Origin of the sequence: Bifidobacterium sp. MSK.17.10, from assembly GCF_019129655.1 — a bacterium.
GTDB lineage: Bacteria > Actinomycetota > Actinomycetes > Actinomycetales > Bifidobacteriaceae > Bifidobacterium > Bifidobacterium adolescentis.
In genome coordinates, this window is the sequence record NZ_JAHOJD010000005.1 from 1 (window position 1) to 11954 (window position 11954).

Annotated in this window: 19 protein-coding genes; 3 read left to right on the forward strand and 16 right to left on the reverse strand. The window is 51.5% G+C overall.

Going from position 1 to position 11954, the window contains the following annotated elements; translation table 11 throughout:
* The 7 genes from KSX58_RS05245 to KSX58_RS05275 form a co-directional block, all read right to left on the reverse strand.
* Window positions 1-178 (reverse strand): helix-turn-helix domain-containing protein (locus tag KSX58_RS05245; protein ID WP_217752056.1); only part of this gene is annotated, 178 nt, incomplete at its 3' end.
* Window positions 165-758 (reverse strand): IS607 family transposase, encoded by a 594-nt coding sequence (locus KSX58_RS05250; RefSeq protein ID WP_217752047.1) that lies wholly within the window; start codon window positions 756-758, stop codon window positions 165-167. The genes KSX58_RS05245 and KSX58_RS05250, both read right to left, overlap by 14 nt.
* Window positions 759-796: 38 nt before the next feature.
* Window positions 797-1120 (reverse strand): hypothetical protein, encoded by a 324-nt coding sequence (locus KSX58_RS05255; RefSeq protein ID WP_217752048.1) that lies wholly within the window; start codon window positions 1118-1120, stop codon window positions 797-799.
* Between the two features lie 64 nt (window positions 1121-1184).
* The gene (locus tag KSX58_RS05260; protein ID WP_217752049.1) at window positions 1185-1559 is read right to left on the reverse strand and encodes a hypothetical protein; all 375 of its coding nucleotides are present in this window, start codon (window positions 1557-1559) and stop codon (window positions 1185-1187) included.
* Window positions 1560-1874 carry a resistance to Congo red protein gene (locus KSX58_RS05265; protein WP_217736050.1) on the reverse strand — a complete coding sequence of 105 codons (315 nt, stop codon included), beginning with the start codon at window positions 1872-1874 and terminating at the stop codon, window positions 1560-1562. It lies immediately after the preceding gene.
* 313 nt (window positions 1875-2187) lie between these two features.
* Complete coding sequence (locus KSX58_RS05270; protein WP_217736051.1) at window positions 2188-2697, reverse strand: hypothetical protein; 510 nt, start codon at window positions 2695-2697, stop codon at window positions 2188-2190.
* A gap of 48 nt (window positions 2698-2745) precedes the next feature.
* A complete protein-coding gene (locus KSX58_RS05275) occupies window positions 2746-3933 on the reverse strand; it encodes a sortase (RefSeq protein ID WP_217736052.1) in 1188 nt (395 codons plus the stop codon).
* A gap of 585 nt (window positions 3934-4518) precedes the next feature.
* On the opposite strand from KSX58_RS05275, the gene KSX58_RS05280 reads away from it, so the two are divergent.
* Window positions 4519-5424, forward strand: coding sequence for a replication protein RepA (locus tag KSX58_RS05280; protein WP_217736053.1), 906 nt, complete (start codon window positions 4519-4521; stop codon window positions 5422-5424).
* A 268-nt stretch (window positions 5425-5692) separates the two neighbouring features.
* Here KSX58_RS05280 and KSX58_RS05285 read toward each other — a convergent pair whose 3' ends face one another.
* The 4 genes from KSX58_RS05285 to KSX58_RS05300 are packed head-to-tail and all read right to left on the reverse strand — an operon-like array spanning window position 5693 to window position 8285.
* On the reverse strand, window positions 5693-6451 hold the full coding sequence (locus tag KSX58_RS05285) for a nucleotidyltransferase domain-containing protein (RefSeq protein WP_217736054.1): 759 nt from the start codon (window positions 6449-6451) through the stop codon (window positions 5693-5695).
* Between the two features lie 56 nt (window positions 6452-6507).
* Window positions 6508-6882 (reverse strand): hypothetical protein, encoded by a 375-nt coding sequence (locus tag KSX58_RS05290; protein ID WP_217736055.1) that lies wholly within the window; start codon window positions 6880-6882, stop codon window positions 6508-6510.
* A 50-nt stretch (window positions 6883-6932) separates the two neighbouring features.
* Window positions 6933-7760: a hypothetical protein gene (locus tag KSX58_RS05295; RefSeq protein WP_217736056.1), complete on the reverse strand. Its 828-nt coding sequence runs from the start codon at window positions 7758-7760 to the stop codon at window positions 6933-6935.
* A gap of 12 nt (window positions 7761-7772) precedes the next feature.
* Window positions 7773-8285, reverse strand: a complete 513-nt coding sequence (locus KSX58_RS05300) for a hypothetical protein (protein ID WP_217736057.1) — start codon at window positions 8283-8285, stop codon at window positions 7773-7775.
* 86 nt (window positions 8286-8371) lie between these two features.
* On the opposite strand from KSX58_RS05300, the gene KSX58_RS05305 reads away from it, so the two are divergent.
* Window positions 8372-8641, forward strand: a complete 270-nt coding sequence (locus KSX58_RS05305; RefSeq protein WP_217736058.1) for a hypothetical protein — start codon at window positions 8372-8374, stop codon at window positions 8639-8641.
* A gap of 67 nt (window positions 8642-8708) precedes the next feature.
* Here the strand turns inward: KSX58_RS05305 and KSX58_RS10430 are convergent, their stop codons facing one another.
* Window positions 8709-9086, reverse strand: a complete 378-nt coding sequence (locus tag KSX58_RS10430; RefSeq protein WP_237976433.1) for a DUF5067 domain-containing protein — start codon at window positions 9084-9086, stop codon at window positions 8709-8711.
* On the reverse strand, window positions 9043-9579 hold the full coding sequence (locus tag KSX58_RS10435) for a hypothetical protein (protein WP_237976434.1): 537 nt from the start codon (window positions 9577-9579) through the stop codon (window positions 9043-9045). Before KSX58_RS10435 ends, KSX58_RS10430 begins: the two co-directional genes overlap by 44 nt.
* 130 nt (window positions 9580-9709) lie before the next feature.
* Here KSX58_RS10435 and KSX58_RS05315 point away from each other — a divergent pair, with 130 nt between their 5' ends.
* On the forward strand, window positions 9710-10048 hold the full coding sequence (locus tag KSX58_RS05315; RefSeq protein WP_217736059.1) for a hypothetical protein: 339 nt from the start codon (window positions 9710-9712) through the stop codon (window positions 10046-10048).
* 117 nt (window positions 10049-10165) lie between these two features.
* On the opposite strand, the gene KSX58_RS05320 is transcribed toward KSX58_RS05315, so the two are convergent.
* Genes KSX58_RS05320 through KSX58_RS05330 form a run of 3 tightly spaced genes read right to left on the reverse strand, consistent with a single transcriptional unit; the run spans window position 10166 to window position 11729 of the window.
* Window positions 10166-11104, reverse strand: coding sequence for an HNH endonuclease family protein (locus KSX58_RS05320; protein WP_217736060.1), 939 nt, complete (start codon window positions 11102-11104; stop codon window positions 10166-10168).
* A 2-nt stretch (window positions 11105-11106) separates the two neighbouring features.
* Window positions 11107-11259 (reverse strand): DUF3789 domain-containing protein, encoded by a 153-nt coding sequence (locus KSX58_RS05325; protein WP_217736061.1) that lies wholly within the window; start codon window positions 11257-11259, stop codon window positions 11107-11109.
* A gap of 44 nt (window positions 11260-11303) precedes the next feature.
* Window positions 11304-11729, reverse strand: coding sequence for a DUF4234 domain-containing protein (locus tag KSX58_RS05330; RefSeq protein ID WP_237976435.1), 426 nt, complete (start codon window positions 11727-11729; stop codon window positions 11304-11306).
* Between the last annotated feature and the right edge of the window lie 225 nt (window positions 11730-11954).

The window sequence follows — 11954 nt, forward strand, 5'->3', positions numbered from 1 at the left end:
ACCAGCGGCGCATCGCGTACAACGTCCAGTCCGGTTTCTCACCCAAGGAGATTTGTCGCTGGACGTGCGCGAGCATCAGATTGTACGCGAAACGCGCGCCGCCCGCATGGGACTCCAACAGCCGTGTCTGCCGTGGGGTCGGGTCGAGACGGATTCTGACGGCCTCATACGCGCTCATCGCGCATCGCCTCCAACGCCTTCTCCGCACGGTGTTTGGCCGCGCGGCGTCCGTACAGTCTCGCGCAGAACGAGGTCAGCACCTCGGTCATGTCGCGCACCAAATCGTCGTCCAGTTCCGTTTCGTCCACCACGATGATTCGGCGTCCCTGCGCCTTCAACGCGCTCTCCACCAGTCCCGCGTTCATACGGGCGAGCCTGTCCCTGTGCTCCACGATTATCGTGCCCACGGTCGGGTCGGCCAATAGCCGGTTGAGCTTGCGCCGCCTGTCGTTCATGCCGGAACCCGTCTCCGTGACGATTTCGGGATGTTCGACGCCCATGCCAACGGCGAACGCCTTCAACCGGTCGGCCTGACGTTGCAAATCTTCCTTCTGTCCGCCACTGGACACTCGCGCATAGCAGACGGTGCGAGAATCCGCTGGATTCGACTGCGATGCGGTCTCGTATTTCGGGTCGTGGATAAGCCACATGCCCGTGGGCGTCTGCTCCACGGGGACGGGCATGGTTCCCTGACGACACCACTTCCACACGGTCTGCGGGTGCAATCCTTCCAGCAGTGCCCATTCCTTCACCAACATGAGACTTATTATAGTATAAGATTACTTATGAAAGCAAATCATTTCAATAGCAGATGATAACCCCACCCGTATCCGTCACGCCAGATGTACGCGTGCAGTTCACCGAACATCGGAAGTTCGTCCTTGGAACCTTTCCCGCCGGAATAGTAGGGGCTTCGTTCGCTTAACGGCTCGCATTCCTCGACGGCGGGGGCAAGCAGGTCGATGTCGCCGTTATCCATCAATCGTTCCACTTTCTCCCTAGTGTCGTAATGGTCTAAAAGCATACGTCCCACGGATTGGATATTCCCGTCGTAAGGGCTGAATATCCAACGGTACAAGTCTTCGCCGTTTCGCATGGCGATAACGCATGGTGTGCCCATAGCGTTTTCCTTCTTCCAAAACTTTTTATGTGAACAATCTCAGTATAACATCGGTGGTTTTGTTTTAGAAATCACCACCGAAATCCAGTTCACCGTTCGCATAGCATTCGATATCGTTCAACTCATCCTGCATGTCCACCAGTTGCGTCAACTGTTCCACCGCCGACTGGCAACGGTTGCAGGAGTCACGGATATACCGTCTCACACGGGGATACTGTCGGTAGTGCAACCTTGGATTGACCGTCAGCTCGTCATCGTCCAACACGTCCAACAAGTCGTTGTACACGTCCAACAGGTGGGAGAGCGTTTGCGTCATGGAGTCGGTCATCTCCTCATCCTTGTTCACGTATTCGCCAATCTCGTGAACGGTATCCTCAACCATGGTCACACATTGGTCGAGCATGTACGCGTCACGTTTGAATCTACGGAACGGAAGCATTCAGCCGTCTTTCCTTTCTCGGTTTCTTTCCAAACGGTATTCGGCAATCCACAATGCCGACACCACAATCCACAATATGCAGGACAGTCCGTCAAGGAAACCCCATTTGCCTATGAACAGGCAGATTTCCAACAAGGCGACCAATAGTGAGCATACTATCGTTCCCAAGCGAATCCAGCGGGGAGTATACCCTTTATCGGGATGTTTGCGGGCGCGTCTTCTGTTCACCGTCCAGACTATCGTCCCGACGATGAACAGGAAGAACGCGACCACATACATCGCAGTCAACACGTCGAAGACACCCTGCTCGCTCATTCCGAAGAGTCTCCCAAGTTAGAGCCGTCCGAACCGTCGGACTTACCGTTCCAGCGGATAAGAAACAGCCAGATTAACGCGGTGGCAATCCAAATAAGTCCGCACATGCCGGATATTATGCTACCGAACTGGACGCAACGGAGAAATTCCATTACGGCTGTCACAGCGGAAAAACCCGCGCACCCGAACCGAACACTCCTTGCGACCTTGACTCCCAACAGGTGGGGGTGCTGTACGGAGAGGAAGAACAGGAACGACAACAGCAGTGTGATGGACGAGAATGCCATCACCATGAGCGTCAGGATATGAAGCATCAACGGTCTGTCCTAGAAATGTCATCGTTGAAACGTTCCCCGGCCTTATGGAATGTTCCCTTTGTGCTCTTATGCCACAATGATTCATCCCAGCTTTCCACCGGCATGGAAAGATATGCTTTGTCGTCTTCGATAAACATGTCCACGTATGGCGTATACGCGTATGAGCTGACGATGCCCGGCAGAGGGCCGGGATGCCATTCGAATTGGCGGAGCATCCTCCATACTTCAACATTGTTCTTGCATGGCTTGTATACGCCGTTCATGGGCATGAGCCAGTAGCCTTTCAAATCGCCTTTGCCTTGGACGGTCAGGGTCTCCTTGGACATGACGGCTTCAACTCCTTCGACGGTTCGCTTGCCATCCGCGTCCTCCTTCCACATCAGATGGACATGGTGGGTGTTTTCGAACCATTCCTCCAGTTCGCGTTGATGTGCGTATTCGCGGCAGTCCTTGCACAGTCGGTTCACCACGGTCGGATTGTCACTGGTCAGATATGTTTGCCGCATGACGGCTACCTCCTAGTTTTTTGCGGAAAATATGTTTCAGGGAATGGGTCAGAACGTGACGTTCGGCAATCCCACCGATTGCAGGAACGGGAACCAACTGTCGAAATGCGGGCTGACAGACCACCAGAACAGCAGAACCAAACCACCCCAGAACAACAGCATGTTCAACAGGCGCAACGGCAGGACGCCCTGTTGCAGACGCCAAGACAATACGAGCACGTTCCAAGACACCGGCTTGCGTTCCCGCTCCCCACGCCACAACAGCCAGCACAGTCCGTTCATGACCATCCACGCGACAAGCAGAATCACGGCGAACATCATGCTCGCGGGAGCGTAGGCGCTGACGGTTCGGACGGTCTTCTGCCACTTGTATCCGGCCTTCTGGACGACGTTCCCGTTGGCGGCGCTTAACTCGGCGGGAATACCGTCTGAAACGTTCGCCCAATAGGAGAATTGCGCCCGGACGATATACCTGTGTTTGATGCTCTGGTCAGCCCATACGCTCATAGGATGGCAGGTCGTCAACGTCAATTCGCGGGAGTCCGGGTTCGCGCCGTCATTGTTCAACACACTCACGTCGGTCGGAGTAGTGACCCAACCTTCGGTCATCTTGTACACGTACCAGTGTTCGGCAGTTTGGATGACGATGGCGTCACCCGTCTGCAAACGGTCGATGTAGCCCAAGTCGCCGCCGGTTCGATGACCGGCATAGGCGCTGTTGCCTACGGCACCGGGCATGACGGTCTGCTCGTAATGGCCGATACCCTGATTGTCCAACACGATTTGGTCAGTTCCCTGTTGGATTGCACGCTTCCAACCGGATTCGATTTTCGGAATGTACATCCATCCGATTACCTGCGCGTGAGTCGGAGTGCCATCTACCGGCACTTCGCCCGACTGTGGTTTGGCGATGCGGGTCGTATCCAAGTCGATGTTCTGGTTCAGGCTGACCCTTTTCGAGTTTGCGACCTGCGTGTGAATGGAGTCCAAGTCGTGCCCGAAGAACATCCAACCGATTTGGGCGATGAGGATGATGACGATGGTGAAGATGATTCCGATGGAGCATTGGAGTACATGTTCACCGGTGGAAACCGTGTTGGCTGGTCTGCCTCCGTGTTGGGCGCGGCTTCCTTTGCGATGCTTTCCCACATGCTCCGAAGTATCGTCGGTTTTGGTTTTGGCGCCTTCGATGATTTCGTTCCAGTCGGGCAGACTGTTTTGAGGGCCGGTTTCCATACGTGTGTTTCCTTTTGTCGTTTGGACTCTGATTGTGGACATATCCAGTTTAGCTGGTTTTGCTCTTTGGGGAGTCTAACATGCGAAACCGGTTTGGTTTCGTTTTTAACGGGTGGGTCTTCTTATGTGAACCGTTCTACTATAGCACACGAGGTATCCTCTTATTGAGAGAACAAACGTCTACGGCAAAGTAGACAAAAATAGTAAAAAATCATTTCATCCATTTTTGTGTTTTGCTGATTTTTCGTTTTTATAAGCGATTAGAAAAATTCGATACCACAATACTTATGTATCTATTGTTACTTATGTATCTATTGCAGGTGTTCTAAGCCTTACTCCCATAAGGGCTTAGAGCACATAAGCGTCCTCAAATGTCAAAAAAGCGTCTCAAATGTCAAAAAACCGTCCTCAAATGTCAACCGGAAAAATCTCCAAAAATAGGAAAACCTCTTTTCAAAATCAAAAAATAAGGAAAAAATCCACGGCAAGAAAAATGCAGACAACCTGCTAAAATCTAAAAAAGAAACCCCGCTCCACGGCAATGGAACGGGGTGAAAGCAACCACTAGTGAAAGGACATGGTTACGTGAACAAGGATATCACCAACCCCGGCAATAAGGCAATCTCCTATGCCGCCACACTCTCATCCGTCGTATCCCTGCTCCCCGTCAGAAAACCGGACACGCCATGCATCCACCGAACAAACGGCATAGTGTCAATAACAACCACGCCAAGGAACGGACAGTGGGCTTACGGCAAGATTCCCAGAATGTTCCTTCTCTACATGCAAACCCTCATCAGGGAGAACTCTCCAATGGTCGATGCCGCCAACAAGACCGTCCACTTGGACGAGACATTCAGCTCATTCTGCGAACATTCCGGAATACCAGTCAACGGAAGAAAAGAACGGGTGACTCAAATGTTGGACAATCTGGGAGGCACCGTCATCCAAGTGACCAACTGGTTCGAGGACGGGAACGGTAAAACGGTTCATGACGCCATCAACATTCTTATAGCCGACTATACGCATATCTGCTTCGACAAGCACTCGAAAGAGTATCTGAAAGGGTCGTACATCAGATTCTCCGAACCAATGTGGAACATCCTCAACGAGAATCCTGTTCCACTCAACCGGAATATAGCATTCAATCTGGGAAATTCAGCGAGGGCATTAGACATCTACCAATGGCTTGCACGTAGAACCTATTACATTCGCAGACCAGTCGTTGTGCCTTGGACTAACTTGCAGATGCAGTTCGATTCTGCCGATACGCCGCCAAGAAAGTTCCGGGAACATTTCAAAAAGGCGTTGCGGCTGGTACAGGATAATTGGCCTGAACTGCACGTGGAAACCCTTCCGGTCGGGTTGAAAGTGTACCCGTGCCGAAAGTCTTTGAACTCCGGACATAGTAAGACCGGTGTGATGCCAATGTTGGGGTCGCCTGTTCACCCAGCGGTGACAGTCGGGGAATCTGACGGCAACCCGTTCTGACCGACCTTAGTTAAACGAAGACCCCGCACAGTGGCGGGGCCTTCGAATGTCCACACATAAAAAGCCAGACCAAAAGGAGAAAAAGACCAAAAGTCTTTTTGAACTTAGCCGTCAAATTATGAGGCGTTCAACCCACCGGCTGAACGCAACATCAAGTATACGGGATACGGCTGTTTGGTCAAACCTGTATGCGTGTCGAAACCGTTGGAATCATTGGGGTTTCACGCTATCAACCTTCGTTTTTCAGGCTTGTTGTGGACTGATGCTCTCACTCTTTGAACAGGCATTTTGCGTATTCGTGGATGATAGGCAAAACCATATCCTGCAATTCCGTATCGCTCACGGGCTGGGGGAGCCGGGTGTGTTCGGCGGCTTCCTCGAACCGGGACTTGGCGTCCAGAAGCTTCAAATCGTACTGTTCGGGGTCGAAGTCGCCATGCCGGATAGCCAATAGTTCCTCTTGGTCGATACCGACACGGCTCACCTGAACCTCACCGGACTTCAACAGGACGGCTCCCATACGGTAGACGCGCAACGCGTGGGCCATGGCCTTATATGCTTTGCACATGTTGCCTTCATGTTCACGCCGTTCGGCCAGCATGGTCTGCTGGTAGGCGTATCCGGAGAATGTTGACTTGCATTTCGTGTTGACGGCGAGCTTTCGGGCGAGTTGCAATAGGCGGAAACCGTAGTCGTCGCAGTGTAGAATGCAGTCGATTGGCAGGTTGGCGAGTTCCACCATGTTGGGGTTCGCGTCACGGAGCATTCGCGCCACTTTGAGATAGGAGCGGACGACCATGTCGGAGTCCGGCATGTGCTTCTCCCCGTAATCTTGGAGGGAGAGGATTTGTCGCATGGTTGGCATGGTCGCCGCCCGAACGTCCACGTCGGAATGCTCGTCTGCGATACCGTAGGCGTGAGAGCCGCCTACCCAGATGAGGGCGCACTTGTCTTCGGGATGTTCTGTTTCCGGGAGTTCTTTCAGTGTGGAGAGGTATTCGAGTTGTGCTTGGGTTAGTTTAAGCATGGCGCGTCTTTTTTCTTACTTGTTTTTGTGTGAACACTGCCAGTATAGCATACGAACTACTCCAACTCCTTCAAGCGAGCATGAACAGCTTCCAGAATGGAAACCAAATCCGCGACCAGACCACTGTCCCCAGCTTCGGCAATCTGTCTGATATGCCTCAAATCGTCCCCATCGATGAACTGTCTGAGCAACCGGAGTTGTTCGTCCTCTTCTAGACGCCGATACTTACTAGAATCGAACGGCGTATCCACACCCAACTCCCATCCACGCCAACCGGCAATCTGGGAATTACGCTTCCAAACGCAGTGCAAGCCGCGAAGATAAGGATTATCGTATAGTTCACCCGCTTTGGATACTCCACGGTCGAAGTATGCGGTGCCGTCCTTGAAGTAGAGGAATATGGGCGTATCGGGGTTAAACCTGTCGAGCACTCTGCCAAGTCTCTCGTCGCATTTCCTGTAAGACATTATCGTTCTCCTGCCTACTCTCCTGTGTATTCCTTGCACCGGTCGCACAGACGTGGAGTAATCCTTACGCCAATACAATGGAGGACGCGTGTGGCGTGTCTACCGCATTCGTCGCACCATTCGTCCTTGTGGTCTTCGCACCAACGGGTTCCTTTGACGGTTTTCCTGTCGCATCGAAGGTTGGTATTAGGATTGATAAACCGGCATTGCCCGTCAATATCCACATTGTCCTTGCGGAATCCCTCGGTTTGCGACTCCTGCTTGAACCGTTCCAACTGTTTTCGAGCTGACTCCAGTAGTTGCTGTTTCTTGCCGATGGAAGCTTTTAACCTATCCCGTTTCATTTTCAGGCTTGACGCATGAATGAAGTCTTCGGCTTCGACAAGTTTCTCCACCTGTTTTGAATATCCGACCTCAATCCAACGGGTATCCCAGTCGATTAAGGCGGTCAGATAGTTCACATGGTCTTGAAGTGTTTTGAGCCGCAGGGAGTACATGTCGCCGTCAAGTACGGTATGGCAGTATTCGACACATTTGTCAATTACGGCCAGATAGCCTTCTCTGTATGCGTCCGAATGTCCCTCCTGAGCCTCATACCGTTTCTCAGGCTCAAGCCACCACGTCATTTTCATGTAGGGACTGTAATCGCCCCTGTCCGTGAACCAATCCTCCCTGTCGGCCAGTTCATGGGCTTTCGTCGTAATGTCGAATAATGCGCCCCGGCAACCCTCAAGATAGAGTGGATTATCCTCTTCTGTAGGAAAACCGTTCAGGCTCATATCCATAGCCCATTTGAGGACGGACGACGCTCTACGTTGCGTTTTAAACCAATGCTCTTGCATGATATGCTCCACTCATTCTGATAAGGCCCAATTGTTCAGTCTGACCTCCGCCTCTTTTGCTTTCGAACGTTCCCGCTGGTCTTTCTCCCACTCCAATATCAAATCGCCTAAATGGTAGTACTTGTAATCGTCTTGGAAACTTCTACCGCATTTGGGGCATTCGATACGAGCGGAATCAGATGTGACAGTCCACTTCGGTTTGACGTCGCACATTCCGCAAGGACTTGGATTCTTCACCATATCGCACATATGCTTCCAATCCTTACGGTAGGCGTCGAGGGCTTCGTTCAGGAGTAGGCATTCGTCTCCATCACATGGAATGTAGAAGTGGACTAAGTCGCATCCGTTCTCACATTTCACATTGCACCCGTAGATGAAAAATCCTGCGGGATAGTCACTCAATGAGGTATATTCCTTCTGCTGGTTTAGCGTGACGGTCGCTTTTCCGCCACAGTAGGGGCATTCTCCTAATAAGAGTGCTTTCAGGTCTTCGGGATTGTAGATTGGGGTTTTTGGCTTTTTCATTTTCGCTCCTTTTGATAGGGCATGTGAGCACATTCAGTATAACATGAGTAAAAAAATGCGAAAAATCATGCTCTACAATTAAAAGAATGGCAACAACAAAACAACTACTCATGCGGGTACTTCAAACCAAATCCCCCGAACTATTCGACGGAAGCGAAGACGAACCTGTCAAAGTAACCGACTATGACTACATGCCCTTCTGCCAAGCCGTCTGCGAAACCTGCGGTGATGACCCGGAAATGATGACCATACTGTATGAAACCAAAGGCGGGAAACAATACGGGCAATCATACGACTATTTCGGATTACCTAACCTGCTGGAAACTTTGGACAAATGGGACGAAGAACATAGCTGACATACAAGTAGTCCCCGTCATCCATTTTCGGATAGCGGGGACTACTTTATTCTGCGGTCAACGAATCCTACTGGATAGCAAACTCGTGAGTAACCTTCTGATGGGAAAGACCATAATCTCCAGAGATTTCAACAGTAACAGGGTTTGACTCGTCTTCAAGTACATAACCCAAAGTTACGGTTCCAGTGGCTCCCGGCTGAATAGCACTCAAGTAGGAATTAGCGTCATAACCTTCGGGAACAGGGTCAAAATAAACGGCGGTATCAAGTTGGTGCCCGTTTTGGAACACTTGAGGGGTAGTTTCGGCTGGCACAGAATTTTCATTCTTATTGTTAGTCAGCTCATAAGTCAACAATACAGTTGGTTTCCCCTCAACATCATTAACAGACTTGACGAGGGAATCAATTTTGACATGATAATTTTTGCCGCCAACGTCTCCCTCCATGTCTTGTACCGCATTTGTGTTTTTTTGTTTCTTGCTTGTTAGCCTTGGAAGAGTCCTTCTTAGTAGGGGAAGAAGCGGATGATGAGGTTGAGGTGTCGGATACGGCTTTGTCAATGGCGGAACTGTATATGCTTTGAGTACCTAATACGAGTACTAGAGAAAGAATGGATACGATGAGTGTGGTCAAAGCCATGCCATGCCCACGCTTCTTGCCTTTCTTACCGGTCGCGTGCAAGGCAAATACGGCGAGAATCAGGCCGACAATGCCGAGCATGAATGCCAGATTGTTAATGAGTGGCACCCAAGAGAGAACGATGGCGATGATAGCGAAAACAAGTCCGGTCACAGCCAGTGAGGAGAGGGGCTTCTGCGGGCCGCTATGTTGCGGTTGCCCTTGGCCCTGCGGTGGAATCTGCCCTTGCGGCGGCAACGGTTGTTGCGGAGGAACCTGAGCCTGAGCTTGTTGGGAAGCATAACCAGCCTGTTCCGGCATTGGAGCAGAGGTTGGAACAGTGGCTGTTTGTACGGTCGGGTCTGCCTGTACCGGTGTTTGGGGTTGGAAAGTCTACTGAACTGGTTCCGAGAGATTCGGCTGGACGGTCGGCGGCACTGTCGGAGTTGGAGTGACTGTTGGTGACGGTGTTGCAATCGGCTGTACCGGAGTGGACTGTTCGACTGGAGGAGTGACCGATGGGGTAAGATTCACAACCGGCGGAACCGGAGTAACGGATGGTACCGTTTCAGTCGGAGAAGTCAGGGGAGTGGTAGCCGCCGGTGTTGCGGTTGACGGAACAGCCTGTGCCGGAACGGTCTCGGAAGCCGATTCCACTGGATTGGTCGCTGGAACCGAAGGAACGGTCGAGGTTGGCGTGGCCGGAGGAGTCAACGGTGGTGTTGGACTTTCAGGAACTTGGGATATTGGTTTCAGGTTCGATTCGGTCATCGAACTTCCTTTCTTCTGACACACTCTCACCAAGGTTGATAGAACAGTGTGCGCGGTTTCTTACAACAAATAAGTATATCCCACCACACCCCTATTCAATTTGGGGAGCGTGATGGGATATTATGCGACGGCTGTTCTAGAAGAATCGTTTTAGGAGTCCGTTGAATAGGTTCTTGACCCAGTTCTTCTTGGTACTGGTGATGTAGTGTTTGTTTGTTGCGTGCGAATTGTTTTTACCACTGGTGGAACCGTTGGGCTGGTTGCTCTGATTATTACTTCCGTTCGTATTGTCATCGGAATTGCCGGTAGTGTTCGAGCCGGATGTTCCACCGGTCAACCGTTGTTTCACCTGACTGGTGGAAATAATGGTTTCAGTTGGGCAAGAAGCCAATACTTGTGCAAGCTTATCATGCTCCTTCTGGTCTACCATCAGCCCATACTTGGCTTTGATGCCGATTTGCAGACTCGCATAATCGCATTGGAATGCTTGATTGGAAGGCTCCCATTCGGCTATGGTTCCGTCCTTTTTCACATTGTTGGCTTCCGCTTGGGATGCGAGCAGGACGTCGGGGTCGTTGTAGTAGGCGTCTCGCTGGGCGAAGTCGAGCTTGTCCAAGCCGGAACGATACGCTTCCGCATAGGCGACCACATGGTCGATTTGAATGCCACCGTCACGGTTGGAAGCGCTTCCACCCTCGGTCTTGTTCGACGTGCCACGTTGGAAGTGGATGGTCTGACCCGTGTATGGTTCCAGTAGGATGCCAGTGTTCACGTTGCCTCGACTCGTGTAGGTCACGTTATCCATGTCGCGTTCCAACACCAAATCGCGGGTCGTGTAATTGCCGGTTTTGCCAACGACCTTGTTCCACTGGTGGGACTTGCGGTCGGAAGACGCATTGGATTTCACTCCGACGGTGAGCGTGCCCAACACTTGTGTGGCTGACTGTCCGACGGGGATGCTTCCTGTGGCCGGATTCGCGGATACGGGCGTGCCGACGGTCAGAAGCGACAATACGAGGATGCTGGAGATGGCCAGTCGGATGCCTTGTCCGATGTTTTTCCGCAAGCAGGACATGCTTAATCCTTCCCCATGGGAATGGAATCCTCCGTACTGTCGGCGTGGGTGTCGATGATACGCTTGTTGTCGGATTGCTTCGAAATTACGCACATGCTCATGACAGTCATGCCGATGAACACTCCGACGAAAAGTCCAATGATAAATGCTGACATCGTTTTTCTTTCTGCTTATGTGGACAAATCCAGTTTAGCATGTATCAGCCGCGCACGTTGTAGTCGGCGCACAGGTCGTTCATCGCGTGCAGAAGCTTGTATGTGTAGATGAATGGCCCGACGATGATGAGAGAGCCGAGAATGTTCCACAGCCAGTAGGTTGCGGCAGTGACCGTTACCGGTAGTCCACGAGCGGCCTGTTCGGTGCCGATACGGGAGCTGAGCTTGTGGAACCAGACAAGCCAGCCGATGCCAAGGGTCAGCCAGCCGAGCAGGAAGAACATGAGACAATAATGCATGGTGCGTTTGCCGTCACGTCGCGTGGCGATGAGATTCAACGTGGTGCCGACTTCGCTCATCTGCCAAATGTCGTAAATGCCGAAGGTGACGAGTCCAAGCAGAAGATATTTAAGCAGTCCACGTTTGGTTCGGAGACTGTTCTGCCGGATTGGGTTTTGGGGTTGAGCCATAGGCTGTTGCGGTATGGACGGTTGATTAATGTTCACGTTGACTTGAGGCTGTTGCGGCATTGTCATTTTTGTTTCGCTCCTTGCGTTGAGATAGAGGAGGGTCGCGTCTTCTCTGTTTAAGTGGTTCTCCAATATATGGAGAACAATCTTTTTTAGTATTACAACCTCATCTTAGGGGAGTATAAGGTCGATTTCTTATGAAAAGAGGTTTTTACGAGAAAAGCC